Raw genomic sequence first — 13,164 nt, forward strand, 5'->3', positions numbered from 1 at the left:
ATATAAAAACATAAAAATTAAGTAATAAACTCTTAAGTTAAATAGTGTTTTTAGGGCCTGCTCTTATCGCATTATGTGAAGTTATTTGAATGGGTTTATTGGTGGATAAAATATCGTAATTAATCGCCATAAAGACAGTACTGGTACTGAATTTTTGGGGGTTGGTTAACGATGGTGACACCTTTCGGGTTGACACTTGTTGATCTTGAACGATTTCATTGTTCGCCATAATCCCAACGTGAGAAACCGTTGATTCATTGGGGATTGCTTCTTGCTGGCATAAACTAAACCCAGTAGCAATTACACCTAATAATAAGTGCGATAGAGCTGTTTTGATTGTTAAGCGTTTACTGAGTATTTGCCAGAAATTAGTCATGATCATAGTGGCAATATGTTAGCATTATTTGCCAAAATGAAAAACATTTATTACTTGTATTGTTATCAAGAAAATGAAGATTCAGTTAAAAAGGAAATTTATCTATCTTGTCGAACGTTTAATGACAAGATAGATAAAGATAAAAAACTATTTTACCATCAATTGACCCATCATACCCAGTGTTTCATGTTCAATGATATGACAATGATACATGCGTAATCCGGGCATATTTTGTTGAATCTTTATCGTGATTGTTTCATGGGGTCGAAGATTTACTGTATCTTTTAATGCCACGTATTGGGGGGGTGTTTTGGTACCATTAAATTCATGTGAAACGACCATAAATTGTGCACCATGAATATGAAAGTTATGATCCATATGAGAGTTATTATGAATAGTCCATTCTTCAACCTCGTGAATTTTACTTTCAAGATCGATACGATTCATATCATGGCGTTTGCCATTGATTAAAAATAACATTCCGCCACGCGGCTCTTTCATGTCCATCACTTCGGTATATTCCAGTTTTTTGTGTGCGGTGGCTTGTCCAAGTTTTGGTAAGGTACGAAGTGTTGATGGCAAGGTGATTGAGTTTGACTGCGTTAAATCTAACTCTGCTAGTAACATATCTTGTTCAGGTGGTACATTGCCCATTTTGCCTCGATCGTAACCGATAGATTGCAAATAAACCGTCCCCGTTTTTTTAGGTAGAATAACAATTTCTGCCCGTTCGGCAGGGGATAACAGTAATGGTTTATTTAGTGATACAGGTTCAGACAATAATCCACCGTCAGTCCCCACTAAAAAGACATCACAATCAGGAATGGATAAGTTAAGGTATCTACCTGAACAAGCGTTCCAGATTCTTACACGTGTCGCTGAATCAACTTTAATTTTAGGTCGATAACTCCCGTTAATTAATACAAATTGACCTTCACGACCGTTCATCCAATCAACCATGGTATTATCGGCAATTTCACCTTTATCCGTTAATTTTAAATCTGAAAAGAACCAGTGTTGTTCAGGAAGAGAATTTAAAGGGTCATCTTTGCTTCGAACGATGAATGTTCCAGCTAAACCTCGATAAACTTGTTCAGCTACTGTTTCATGTCCATGAGGATGATACCAAAATGTGCCTGCATTTCCTTTAGGAACGTCAAATTCATAAACACGACTTTTTCCCGCTGGAATGGCATCTTGAGGGTTACCGTCTTGATTCGATGGAATAAGTAACCCATGCCAATGCACGGTTGTGGCTTGTGGCAGATCATTTTTCACCGTGATTTTAACGTGATCACCCTCGTTAACTTCAATTTTAGGGCCGGGAATCATACCGTTATATGCCCAAAATTCCGTCGTAATTTCAGGTGTTAAGGCAATTTTGACGGGTTTGAGGTGTAAGGTCGCTTCAAATACTCCCGGTTGATTACTTTCATTTTTTAAATTGATCAAGCTGGGTAAATTGTCGTTCTGTTTTAGTGAGGAAGTAGGCAAAAGCTTTTGTGGTTTTTGATCGTGATTCATATTCATGTTCATATTCATATGTTCGTGCATATTATCCCCCTTGTTACAATCATCAGAATTGAGTTCGCAGGTCATACCCGTCATCTTGGTATGTTCCATTTTAGCAATGGCTTTGGTTGCAACTAATCCACCTACAGCAGCCGTAAAATTCATTAAAAAATGTCGACGTTTCATAATATTCCCATAATAAATTAACTGATTTAACAATAACGCTGAAAATCGTGATGTGAGCAAACATAACGATAGATAACGTTTGTTTATAACTGATAGTGATTAACAACTACTATCTAATAGCGATAACTTATTAAGCAATTCGTGGTGGTCTTAATTCAGGAATAAATTCATTATCATTTGCAATGAATTTAAGTGATAAAAAATGTGTAAAGTTGATTTGCCTATCGAGGTTAATGGCATAGTTTGAAACGATTGCCCCACATACAGCACAATGATTGATTAATGAACAATTTATTTTTGATGATAAAGATTTAGCGTGATGAGGATCCGAGCTTTGATCGAATGTTAAAATGGAATGAGTCGTTGAAAAACAAGTCGAGTCAAAAGATTTTCCCATTTTTGATAATGGTAGTAAAAAATAACCAAACAGCAACAAAACCGCTGTTAACACAACGATGCCTTTAAATTGTATATTGAGGATCCTTATTGACATATTACAATCTCACAACGCATCAAATCGCTAATAAGCAATATTGTACTTCAAACGTCACGATATAGCACGTTTTTTAAACATTTCTTATTTTTAAACAGTATAATTGAAAGCTAACAGATTGAATAACTATATTAATTATAAAAATCAACTATAGACTTTTTTTAAGTTTGGCGAGTTCATGAAATTCGTATTGCGATTGCCCCTTAAACTCATTTTCAAATTTGTCTCAAAATTCCCCTTTATTGTTTAAAATAAGCAAGATAATTGTTTAGGCTTCTGGTATGATATGCAGTAATTTTAATTGACTAATCATTACAATATGAAAATTCTTTTTGGTGTTCAAGGAACAGGAAATGGTCATATTAGCCGATGTCGAACTTTAGCCAAAGCGCTAAAAAAGGCAGGCGCTGATGTTGAGTATATTTTTAGTGGGCGTGATCCAAAAGATTATTTTGATATGGACGTTTTTGGTCATTATAAGACTTTTCGGGGTGTTACCTTTGCAACAGTCAATGGAAAGATAAATTTTCGTAAAACGGTTCAACGCATCCGTGCTTTTCGGTTAATTAAAGATGTTCGCGAACTGGACTTATCAAAGTATGATTGTATTATTAGTGATTTTGAGCCGGTAAGCGCTTGGGCTGCTCATCATCAGCATCGAGAATGCTTAGGTATCAGTAATCAGGCGGTTTGTCAGTATTTAAAACCCAAAGAATATGGACTGATTGCAAATGTGATCATGAAGTATTATGCGCCAGTAACCAAGCCAATTGGTTTACACTGGTTTCATTTTGGACATAAATTATTGCCACCCATGATTGATTCATTTCAAGTGGCGCCTACCGAAAATGGTTCCATTGTTGTTTATTTGCCATTTGAAAATATGACTGAAATTGTTGAATTACTTAAACAATTTGCTAAACATCAATTTATCTGTTTTCATCCAAATATAAAGCAATTATCACAAAACGATAATGTTACTTTGCACCCTCTTTGTCGTGACGGTTTTATGGATGCGGTAATAAGCTGTTCGGGGATTATTTCTAACACGGGATTTGCACTGATATCTGAAGCATTAGTTTTGGGTAAAAAGATTTTGACTAAACCTGTCTCGGGTCAGTTTGAACAAATCTATAATGCTCAATGTTTACATACATTAGATATGGCAACGGTGATGGAAACCTTAAATAGCATTAAACTTAAGTATTGGTTAGATTTACCTTCGCCAAAACCAACGGTCTATCCTGATGTTGCAACTGAACTTGCTAATTGGATTGTTAATGGGCAAAAAGAGTCTTTGCTTTCTTTAAGTCAACGACTTTGGGCGCAAACTGTTTTTCCCGAAAATGTAAATCAACGAATTAAAGCTTTAGGTTATGTATAAACAAACTCACATGACACTTAGTATCATTGTTGCCATGGCACATAATCGTGTTATTGGTTTTAACAATCAGATGCCTTGGCATTTACCTGCTGATTTGGCATGGTTTAAAAAAAATACGCTTAATAAACCTGTTATTATGGGCAGGAAAACGTTTGAATCTATCGGCAAAGCGTTACCCAATCGACATAATATTGTTATCTCAAGGCAAGCAAAAACCGAAGCCGAATCAAATATAAACCCTAATATAAGTTGGGTCACATCTATTGATGAGGCACTGGTAGTGGCCAATAGTCAACAATGTGAGGAAGTCTTTATCATTGGTGGTGGCAATATTTATCAGCAAGTTTTACCATTTATCAATAGACTTTACTTAACGCATATTGATGCTGATTTACAAGGTGATACTTATTTCCCTAATTATGCCCCCGAAACTTGGCAATCAGTTTTTCAAGAACATCATCAAGCTGATGATAAAAATCCTTACGATTATTACTTTGAAGTGTTAGAACGTAACTAAATCACATTACGAAATGATGTCTGAGCAAAACTTAAGGTAGTGAGGGTGGCTTAAAAAATAGCTCACCCTTGCTGGCGTCTTGCTTCAATGACATCGGGTAGCTGTTTTATTTTATTGAGTATACGATTTAACGAGTCTTGATCAAAGATTTCCATGTCGACATCAATGTTAGCCAATTGTTGCTTCATATCACTTCGACTTATTAATCCAAGTACATTGACTTTTTCGTTAGCTAAAATGGTTGTGATATCACGTAATAAGCCACTCCGATCGTTAGCGATGATCTGTATCACCATGGTATAACTTGAATTGGTTTCATTACTCCAAACCGCACTGGTGATTCGTTCAGGAGCATGATTTTTTAAATCCTGTAACTGTTCACAATCCGCCCGATGAATGGAAATGCCTCGCCCTTGAGTTACAAAACCGACAATTGGATCACCGGGAATAGGACGACAGCAATTTGCAATAGTGCACATTAAATTACCGACACCTTCAATAATAATTTCACTTCCTTTTTTATTACCGGTTTTATTGGTATTTTTCGTTTGTGAATTGGATTTTTGAACAATTTGTTTTAATGCCGCTTCGTCTTCTTCTTCAGCGGTAGGTTTATTGACTTGGGCATTAACAAAATTGACCAATTGATTTATTCTGACATCACCACTACCAATACCGGCAAGAACTTCATTAAAGGAATGGGCGTTATATTTATCAATCAGCATTTTTTCAACGCTTTTCAAACTGATATTTAAAGGTTCCAGCTCATTTTCTAAAATTTGTTGACCAGCTGCTATATTTTTGTGTCGATCTTGTTTTTTAAACCATGCCTGTATTTTAGCTCGTGCCCGACTACTATTTACAAATCCGGTATTTGGATTCAACCAATCTCGGCTTGGATTAGGTTGTTTTTGAGTGATTACTTCAACTTGATCGCCCATTTTTAGGTTATAAGTAAATGGTACAATTCTTCCTCCAACTTTTGCACCAATACAACGATGACCTACATCACTGTGAATATGATAGGCAAAATCAAGCGGTGTTGAACCAGTAGGCAAATCAACCACATCACCTTTAGGCGTAAAGACATAGACTCTATCATCAAAAATCTGGCTACGTACGGCTTCTTGTATTTCACCGCTTTCAGACATCTCTTGTTGCCATGTTAATAATTTTCGTAGCCAAGTAATTCGCTGATCATAAGCAGTCATTTTATCAGTACTGCCTTCTTTATATTTCCAGTGCGCAGCAATGCCTAATTCAGCATCATTGTGCATTTGCTCAGTTCGAATTTGAATTTCAATCGTTTTATTTTCGGGGCCATACACTACGGTATGAATTGATTGATAACCATTTGGTTTGGGGTTGGCAACATAATCATCAAATTCTTTAGCAATATGTTTATAATGACTATGGACAATACCTAATGCGTTATAACAATCTTCAATACGATCACAAATAATCCGTACAGCACGAATATCATAAAGATCTTCAAATTCAAGGTGTTTGCGTTCCATTTTTCGCCAGATACTGTAAATATGTTTCGGGCGTCCATAAACTTCTGCACGAATATGATCTTTATTCATTAACGCTTGTAGATGCTTAACAAAATGATTGATATAGGATTCACGATCAAGGCGTTTTTCGTGTAATTTTTTAGCAATAAAGCGATATTCATTCGGATAGAGATAACGGAAACAAAAATCTTCCAGCTCCCATTTTAATTGACCAATTCCTAAACGGTTGGCAAGCGGTGCATAGATGTTAAAACACTCTTTAGCAGCTAGGACTTGTTCTTCTTGTGGAGCATTTAACAGATTACGTAAATAAGTGATGCGTTCGGCAATTTTTATCACTACACTGCGAAAATCATTAACCATTGCCAATAACATACGGCGGATGCTATCAATCTGTTCAGACGTTGCACTGCCATTACGGATGGCGCGAAGTTGACGAATTTCTTTCATTCGAACAATGCTAGAAATAATGTGCATCATTTCACGGTCAAAATCTTCAGGAATATCTTCTCGACGTATAATCTTAGTTTCAAGGAAAGGGAGCAACAAAGCCGCACATAAACTGTTGATATCCATATTAAGTGTGGATAATATTTCAACCATTTCAACGGCATTTTGAAAACAGTAGACTTGCTCAGCTGCACCGGCACTGCTTTCAAAGCAAAAATCCCAGACTTGTTTAAACGTCTGATAACTATCCGCGTTAGTCAGTTGTAATTCTTGTTTTGCCCATTGTTCGACATCAAACTGTGCAAGAGAGTAATGCTCTTCACTATGTTGGTGTGCTCCTCTAATTGATACCATAATTATGATCCTGATTTGGTTAACAACAACATTGATTCAATATGTTTAGTTTGTGGAAACATATCTAAAATTGCTACTTGAGCAATGTTATAACCCGCTTGAGTTAACACTTTGCTATCTCTCGCTAATGTTGCGGGATTACATGAGATATAAACAATTTTTGACGGAGCCATTTTAACAATTTCTGTCGTTGCATTAAATGCCCCAGCTCTGGCAGGATCTAATAAAACTTTATCAAATTGTGATTGATTCCATGTAAAAAATTGTTGATTATCCTCTAAATTACTCGTTAAAAAATGAGTTTCGGCACAAACCTTATTGCTATTTAATATAACGTTTAATTTCGCTTTTTCAACTAGTTCTTCTACGCCTTCAACGCCCGTTAATGATTGACAATAGGTAGCCATAGGTAATGAAAAATTACCCATACCACAAAAGAGATCTAACACTTTATCGGTTGATGTTAATGTTAGCCAATCAAGCGCTTGTTCAATCATTTTTTGATTAACGTTGCTGTTAACTTGAATAAAATCCAAAGGACTAAAAGTAAGCTTTAACTGATTGATTAGATAATAATGTTCCGTATGGCCGGTAATGTGTTGTAAATTTGTGCCATGAAAGTAGAGTGAAATACCATTTTCTTCAGCGTAGTTTGATAGTAACTGAGTGTCTTCATTGGTCATAGGCAAAGTATGCCTTAATACCATGATAATACCACTATCAACAGCAACCAATTCAATATGCCCAAGCGATTTTCTTGATTTAATTTGACGTAATATTTTTTGCAAAGGAGCGAGTAATTGATCCAAGCTTTCGACCAATACAGGACAGTATTCTATATTGATAATTTGATTTGATTCAGCCTGACGAAAACCAATAAATAATTCACCTTTTACAATATTTATTGAAAGTCGGGCTCGTCGGCGATAATGATAAGGTTGATCAGCAATAATAAGCGGTGCTGAGTCAGTGATATGAGTTAACGATTGCCCACTTTCTTTTTGTATGAGATTAATAAGCGCATTATACTTTGCACTTTGCTGCAAATCCGTTGAAATATGCTGCAATTCACAGCCACCACATTTTTGATAATAGCCGCATAATGGTTTTACCCGTTGGGCACTTTGATTGTGGTATTTGATGACCTTCGCTTTAGCATAATTTTTTTTATTTTCTGTCAACTGGATATCAACAGTTTCATCGGGTAAGGCTGATTTAACAAAAATAGTTTTGCCTTTGTGATTTGCAATTCCTTGTCCGAAGGCATCTATCGCTGAGATGGTGACCGTTAATTTTTGTGGAGCTTGTTTTTTTGAAGGTGGAGTATAAAAAATAACCATATAAATTCAACGTTATGTTAACCGTTTTAACAATTCTGTTTTGACATGTAAAGGAACTAAATTGGTAATATTGCCACCATGATAAGCAACATCTTTCACAATGGTTGAAGAAATAAAACCAATAGTCATTGATGGCATTAAAAATAAAGTATCTAAATCCGGTTTTAATGCGCGATTCATTTCGGCTAATTGTCTTTCGTATTCAAAATCTTGAGTGGTTCGAACACCTCGAACAATGACCGTTGCATTATGAGTTTGTGCAAAATCTGCCATTAAATTATCAAATCCAATCACTTGTACATTAAGTAAGTGTTCAACTGAACTGGATGCTAAATTGACCCGTTCTTTCAAACTAAATAACGTTTTTTTATTCGGATTTTCCGCAATTGCAACAATTAATCGAGGAAACAACAGCGAAGCTCGAGTAATCAAATCGATGTGCCCGTTAGTAATTGGATCGAACGTTCCCGGAAAAATTGCAGTTAAACTTTTACTTTTCATCAATCATAATGTCCATTTGCCATGATAGCTCTATCATACCGAATTCTTATCAAAATTGTTAGGGTAACTTGACAAAAAGCTTTGATGGTTTTATCGGAATATTCATCGTTGGTTATAAACGCGCATTGAATAAAATTGAGGTATTACCGTGGTAGTAAGTCCCATTAAATCCAGTTGGACTTAACTCCACTGGTGTTAGCTCATATAGCATTAAGTGTTCATTTTTCCGTTTACATACTCAATTGATATAATATTATTCAATTAAAAATTGATAGATCGTTTGATATTGATAGGTTTCATCAGGTGTTAACCAACAACTAGGTTGTGGCCATTTGGGGTGATGTGGGCTATCTGGTAGAAATTGTGCTTCTAGCGCGATACCTGCATAATTGTCATATTCCCCATTATGACGGTTAGGTGTATGTTGCAGAAAATTACCGGTATAAACTTGTAACGCTGGTTTGGTCGTTATGACATTCATGGTCACTTTATTATCGGATGAGGTTAATTGTGCGGCAATTGGCTGGGTTTTGTCCAGTAAATACGCATGATCATAGCCACCTGTTTTTTGTCGTTCAGAACTTTCAAGTAATCGGTCTGATAATCGTTTTGCTTGGCGTAAGTCCATATCAAATTCAGCGACACTAGCTAAATTGTCATCAGGTATGCCATGATTATCAACGGGCAAAAATTGGTTAGCATTGACTTGTAAAGTGTGATTGAGGATAGTGTTACTTGTTTCGCCATCTAAATTAAAATAAGCATGATTGGTTAAATTTACCACAGTGGTTTGCGTGGTAGAGGCGTTGAACATGATGATAACTTGATTATTATCGGTAAGTTGATAGGTCACTTCAACTTTCAGTTCACCGGGATAACCTTGATCACCATCGCAAGAAATTAAACTAAAAATGACTTGTTGATTAGATTGATCATCAATTTGCCATAATTGCTTATCAAAGCCTAACTTTCCGCCATGAAGCTGATTTTTACCTTCATTGGCAACAAGCGGATAGCGTTTATCGCCTAATTCAATAGATGCATGAGCAATACGGTTAGCATAACGCCCAATAGTTGCACCTAAATAAGCATGTTGTTGTTGATATTGCGCTAACGAACTACAACCAAGAAGTACTTCACGATTTTTATTATCAACCGGTATTAAGCAAGAAAGCCAAGTCGCTCCCCAGTTAGATAATTTAATCTGCATCCCTTGCTTATTAGATAGTGTAATGATCGTTGTTAAAGACATATGGCGTGCGCTCCTTCACTTGGTTGACAGATATATATATCTTCTTTAATACCAAATTTATTCTGATAATTATTGCTTACAACGGTTTTTACTGCATCAACTTTATTTTTATTTACCAGTGCAACAACACAGCCGCCAAAACCGCCACCTGTCATACGAACTCCACCTTGTTCACCGATAACCTTGTTGATAATGTTCACCAGATAATCGATAGCAGGTACTGTAATTTCAAAGTCATCACGCATTGAATTGTGACTTTGCGCCATTAATGTCGATAGTAATTTGTAATCACGACGTGCAAGTGCATGAGATGCCAGTAAAGTCCGTTCATTTTCGGTAATGACATGATGTGCACGTTTAAAAACGGTAGGATCAAGCGTTGGTTTAATTTTCAATAAATCTGATAATGTGGCGTCTCGTAATGCTTTTACGCCCAGCGCTGTTGCTGCTGCTTCACATTGCCTACGACGAGTATTATATTCGCTATCGACTAATCCACGTTTAATATTTGAGTTAATAATAACAACAGCTAAATCATCGGGTATTGAAACCGGATGAACAGAGAGCGTACGGCAGTCAATAAGTAAAGCATGATGATCTTGTCCAAGTGCCGATATTAATTGATCCATAATTCCACAATTGCAACCAACAAATTGATTTTCCGCTTCCTGACCGATTAATGCTAATTTAGTGTCATCTAAAGGTAAATTATTTAGAACTTGAAACATTTTGCCGATAGCCACCTCAAGCGAAGCCGATGAACTCAATCCTGCACCTTGGGGGACATTACCGCTAATTGCTAAATCAACACCATAAAGGGTATTTGCATAGTTTTTTAAATGTTTTACTACACCTCGAACATAATTAGCCCATTGATATTGTGAATGTTTCTCAATAGGGGAATCTAGCCAAAATTCATCTTGTTGATTATCATAGTCAACGGCAATTACACGTATTAATTTATCGGTACGTTTATGGCAGCTTATTACTGTGCCATAATTAATCGCACAAGGTAATACAAAACCATCGTTATAATCGGTATGCTCACCAATCAAGTTGACTCGTCCTGGTGCTTGCACAGTGATATCGGGTTGATAACCAAATAGGGTTGCAAAAGCTTGTTTAGTTTTATCGATTAATGCTTTCATCTATTTATCCTTTTTATCTTTATAATGAACATCACTGACATTGCGCAGTCTTTCAGCTGCCTGTTCAGGCGTTAAATCCCGTTGTACTTCAGCTAACATTTCGTAACCTACCATAAATTTTTTGACTGTCGCTGAACGAAGCAAAGGAGGATAAAAGTGAGCATGAACTTGCCAATAGTCAGTGGTACCTTGCATAAATGGTGCGCCATGCCAACCCATAGAGTAGGGGAAAGAGCAATTAAACAAATTATCATAACGACTTGTTAATTTTTTCAGCGCCACCGCTAAATCAATCTGTTGGCTGTCGGTTAATAAGGTTAATTGTGCTATATGTGTTTTGGGTAATAATAACGTTTCAAATGGCCATGTTGCCCAGAAAGGCACGACAGCAAGCCAATGGTCTGTTTCAACAACTATTCGCTCACGATAGATCAATTCTTTTTGGGCATAATCAACTAATAAATTGCGGTGATAGGTTTCAAAATAATGATGCATATTCTGGTCTTCACGAGCGATTTCATTTGGGATAAAGCTATTTGCCCAAATTTGTCCGTGTGGATGAGGATTAGAGCATCCCATTACAGCACCTTTGTTTTCAAATATTTGCACCCAAGGATAATTTTGGCTTAGTTCTTTTTGCTGTGATATCCAAGTTTTAATTACTCCCTCAATTGCCGTTAAGTCTAATTCTGGCAAGGTTTTACTATGATCGGGGGAAAAACAGATTACTCGACTGGTTCCTTTGGCGCTTTGCATTTGAAAAAGAGGATCATCAGCTGGCGGCGAATCAGGGGTATCATCCATTAATGCGGCAAAATCATTAGTAAATACAAAAGTACCTGTATAGTCCGGATTTTTATCACCCGTGACCCGTTTATTGCTGGGGCACAAAAAACAGTTAGGATCGTAACTGGATTTTTGTTCTTGATTTAGTGTTTCTTGTTGACCTTGCCAAGGTCGCTTGGCTCTATGCGGTGATACTAAGACCCACTGAGCCGTTAATGGGTTATAACGACGGTGGGGATGATCAACAGGATTAAATATTTGCATGTTTGCCTCTTTTAACATATTGCTGGTTTTCATCTTTTTCATTAATCTTGAGGATAACCTTGTGGGTTATTCGATTGCCAATTCCAAGAATCTCTGACCATATCATCAAGCGTTAATTGGGTTTTCCACCCGAGTATCTGTTCTGCTTTTTTTGCATCTGCCCAAAATGCGGGTAGGTCGCCCGCACGTCGGGGTGCGTAATGCCACTTTAACGGTTTTCCTGACGCTTTCTCAAATGCTTCGATGACTTGTAAAACACTATACCCAACACCTGATCCTAGATTGTAAATATGGACACCGGGTTGATTATGATCAGCTTTTAATGCGGCGATATGACCATCAGCTAAGTCAACAACATGAATAAAATCACGAACACACGTTCCATCTTGCGTCGGATAATCATTTCCAAACACCGCCAATGATTCTCTTTTTCCTACAGCAACTTGGGTAATAAATGGCATAAGATTATTAGGAATACCAAGAGGATCTTCGCCTATTAATCCACTAGGATGAGCCCCCACAGGATTAAAGTAGCGTAGTAGGGTCAATGACCAATCAGGTTCGGCAATAGCCAAATCCATAATACATTGTTCGACCATTAACTTACTTTTTCCATAAGGGCTGGTTGGTAAACCTTGTGGCAAGGTTTCAACATAAGGTACGGGGGCTGATTCACCGTAAACGGTTGCGGATGAACTAAAAACTAATTGTTTGACGCCTGCATCACGCATTGCCTTCATTAACACAATGCTGCCATAGACATTATTTTCATAATACTCAAGTGGTTTATATACCGACTCACCGACGGCTTTTAAACCCGCAAAATGGATCACTGCTTGAATATCATGTTCATTAAAAATTTGCGCTAATAAATTGGCATCTCGTACATCACCTTGATAAAAATTGATTGGCTGATGCGTAATTTGTTGGATTCTTTTTAATACCGATGCTTTACTATTGAATAAATTATCTATCACAATTGGCGTATAACCTGCTTTAATCAATTGAACACAGGTATGACTTCCTATATATCCACAACCACCAGTAACGAATACTTTCATATAGAAACCTCAATTTATCTTAA

The 13,164-nt window shown here is 36.7% G+C and carries 12 protein-coding genes; 2 read left to right on the forward strand and 10 right to left on the reverse strand.

Annotated elements, in window-relative coordinates; all coding sequences use genetic code 11:
* Positions 1-37: 37 nt before the first annotated feature.
* The 3 genes from ACGH4F_RS05165 to ACGH4F_RS05175 all read right to left on the reverse strand — a co-directional run bounded on the left by ACGH4F_RS05165 (position 38) and on the right by ACGH4F_RS05175 (position 2,567).
* On the reverse strand, positions 38-376 hold the full coding sequence (locus ACGH4F_RS05165; protein WP_411590281.1) for a hypothetical protein: 339 nt from the start codon (positions 374-376) through the stop codon (positions 38-40).
* A 147-nt stretch (positions 377-523) separates the two neighbouring features.
* Positions 524-2,074 carry a multicopper oxidase family protein gene (locus tag ACGH4F_RS05170; protein WP_411590283.1) on the reverse strand — a complete coding sequence of 517 codons (1,551 nt, stop codon included), beginning with the start codon at positions 2,072-2,074 and terminating at the stop codon, positions 524-526.
* Between the two features lie 130 nt (positions 2,075-2,204).
* A complete protein-coding gene (locus ACGH4F_RS05175; protein ID WP_267359370.1) occupies positions 2,205-2,567 on the reverse strand; it encodes a hypothetical protein in 363 nt (120 codons plus the stop codon).
* Positions 2,568-2,886: 319 nt separating this feature from the next.
* On the opposite strand from ACGH4F_RS05175, the gene ACGH4F_RS05180 reads away from it, so the two are divergent.
* Positions 2,887-3,951, forward strand: coding sequence for an MJ1255/VC2487 family glycosyltransferase (locus tag ACGH4F_RS05180; protein WP_267359372.1), 1,065 nt, complete (start codon positions 2,887-2,889; stop codon positions 3,949-3,951).
* A 10-nt stretch (positions 3,952-3,961) separates the two neighbouring features.
* Entirely contained in the window at positions 3,962-4,468 is a 507-nt protein-coding gene (folA, locus tag ACGH4F_RS05185; protein WP_411590333.1) for a type 3 dihydrofolate reductase, read from the forward strand.
* A 62-nt stretch (positions 4,469-4,530) separates the two neighbouring features.
* Here folA and relA read toward each other — a convergent pair whose 3' ends face one another.
* From relA to galE, 7 genes are all read right to left on the reverse strand, one after another.
* Positions 4,531-6,789, reverse strand: coding sequence for a GTP diphosphokinase (relA, locus tag ACGH4F_RS05190; protein ID WP_411590285.1), 2,259 nt, complete (start codon positions 6,787-6,789; stop codon positions 4,531-4,533).
* A 2-nt stretch (positions 6,790-6,791) separates the two neighbouring features.
* Entirely contained in the window at positions 6,792-8,129 is a 1,338-nt protein-coding gene (gene rlmD, locus ACGH4F_RS05195) for a 23S rRNA (uracil(1939)-C(5))-methyltransferase RlmD (RefSeq protein WP_411590287.1), read from the reverse strand.
* A 12-nt stretch (positions 8,130-8,141) separates the two neighbouring features.
* Positions 8,142-8,630 (reverse strand): pantetheine-phosphate adenylyltransferase, encoded by a 489-nt coding sequence (gene coaD / locus ACGH4F_RS05200; protein WP_267359378.1) that lies wholly within the window; start codon positions 8,628-8,630, stop codon positions 8,142-8,144.
* Positions 8,631-8,883: 253 nt separating this feature from the next.
* Positions 8,884-9,882: a galactose-1-epimerase gene (gene galM / locus ACGH4F_RS05205; RefSeq protein WP_411590289.1), complete on the reverse strand. Its 999-nt coding sequence runs from the start codon at positions 9,880-9,882 to the stop codon at positions 8,884-8,886.
* On the reverse strand, positions 9,873-11,030 hold the full coding sequence (gene galK, locus ACGH4F_RS05210) for a galactokinase (protein ID WP_411590290.1): 1,158 nt from the start codon (positions 11,028-11,030) through the stop codon (positions 9,873-9,875). Before galK ends, galM begins: the two co-directional genes overlap by 10 nt.
* Positions 11,031-12,080, reverse strand: a complete 1,050-nt coding sequence (gene galT / locus ACGH4F_RS05215) for a galactose-1-phosphate uridylyltransferase (protein WP_411590334.1) — start codon at positions 12,078-12,080, stop codon at positions 11,031-11,033.
* Positions 12,081-12,121: 41 nt separating this feature from the next.
* Positions 12,122-13,141 carry a UDP-glucose 4-epimerase GalE gene (gene galE, locus ACGH4F_RS05220; RefSeq protein ID WP_411590292.1) on the reverse strand — a complete coding sequence of 340 codons (1,020 nt, stop codon included), beginning with the start codon at positions 13,139-13,141 and terminating at the stop codon, positions 12,122-12,124.
* Positions 13,142-13,164 lie beyond the last annotated feature (23 nt).

Origin of the sequence: Gilliamella sp. CG35 (assembly GCF_046635745.1) — a bacterium.
In the GTDB taxonomy this organism is placed as follows: domain Bacteria; phylum Pseudomonadota; class Gammaproteobacteria; order Enterobacterales; family Orbaceae; genus Gilliamella; species Gilliamella apicola_I.

Bases quoted from the DNA above. Each gene is read 5' to 3' on its own strand.
- ACGH4F_RS05165 (WP_411590281.1), bottom strand. From the start codon at position 376: ATGACTAATTTCTGGCAAATACTCAGTAAACGCTTAACAATCAAAACA.
- ACGH4F_RS05170 (WP_411590283.1), bottom strand. From the start codon at position 2,074: ATGAAACGTCGACATTTTTTAATGAATTTTACGGCTGCTGTAGGTGGA.
- ACGH4F_RS05175 (WP_267359370.1), bottom strand. From the start codon at position 2,567: ATGTCAATAAGGATCCTCAATATACAATTTAAAGGCATCGTTGTGTTA.
- ACGH4F_RS05180 (WP_267359372.1), top strand. From the start codon at position 2,887: ATGAAAATTCTTTTTGGTGTTCAAGGAACAGGAAATGGTCATATTAGC.
- folA (WP_411590333.1), top strand. From the start codon at position 3,962: ATGACACTTAGTATCATTGTTGCCATGGCACATAATCGTGTTATTGGT.
- relA (WP_411590285.1), bottom strand. From the start codon at position 6,789: ATGGTATCAATTAGAGGAGCACACCAACATAGTGAAGAGCATTACTCT.
- rlmD (WP_411590287.1), bottom strand. From the start codon at position 8,129: ATGGTTATTTTTTATACTCCACCTTCAAAAAAACAAGCTCCACAAAAA.
- coaD (WP_267359378.1), bottom strand. From the start codon at position 8,630: ATGAAAAGTAAAAGTTTAACTGCAATTTTTCCGGGAACGTTCGATCCA.
- galM (WP_411590289.1), bottom strand. From the start codon at position 9,882: ATGTCTTTAACAACGATCATTACACTATCTAATAAGCAAGGGATGCAG.
- galK (WP_411590290.1), bottom strand. From the start codon at position 11,030: ATGAAAGCATTAATCGATAAAACTAAACAAGCTTTTGCAACCCTATTT.
- galT (WP_411590334.1), bottom strand. From the start codon at position 12,080: ATGCAAATATTTAATCCTGTTGATCATCCCCACCGTCGTTATAACCCA.
- galE (WP_411590292.1), bottom strand. From the start codon at position 13,141: ATGAAAGTATTCGTTACTGGTGGTTGTGGATATATAGGAAGTCATACC.